The following is a 555-nucleotide window of genomic DNA, read 5'->3' on the forward strand; positions in this document are numbered from 1 at the left end:
CTGTAGCACTGCCTGTTTGCGTTTGACTACAACTTGGAGTAGTGGCCGATGAAACACTAATCAAATCATACACAAACGAGCCGGCTGCTGTGGTAGATACCGGTAAAGTAACACTATCGCTTCCTGCAGCTGTACTGATGGTTTGCGCAAAACCACCATTAACACTAAAAGTAAAAGTATAAGGCGATTGACCCGATGCACCGGTGAAGGTAATCACAGGTGAAGGCGCGTTCAAACACAATTGGGTCGTACCTGAAATCGTAGCTGTGGGCAACGGCAAGACACTCACCAAAGCAGAACCCGTTAATACTTGGGTGCAATTGGCCACTCCGAGAATCGACACACTTACTAAATCATAAGTCGTATCTGCCGTTAGTATGGAAGTGACAAGAGCCGCCGAACCAGCAGCATCTAAAGTGATACTTTGTGCCACTCCGGTATTGTTAATCAAATAAGTTACCGTCGCGTTCGGGGTTCCGGTGAAATTAACCGTCGCGGCACCACCTGAGCAAATCGTATCACCACTAACACTTGCCGTAGGCAAAGCACTCACAT

General features: G+C 47.6%; 1 protein-coding gene. It reads right to left on the reverse strand.

Annotation, left to right across the window (positions count from 1 at the left end):
• On the reverse strand, positions 1-555 hold a 555-nt coding region (locus G4D82_RS14615), incomplete at both ends, for a hypothetical protein (RefSeq protein WP_207788187.1).

Origin of the sequence: Flavobacterium lotistagni, assembly GCF_011392125.1 — a bacterium.
Classification (GTDB): domain Bacteria; phylum Bacteroidota; class Bacteroidia; order Flavobacteriales; family Flavobacteriaceae; genus Flavobacterium; species Flavobacterium lotistagni.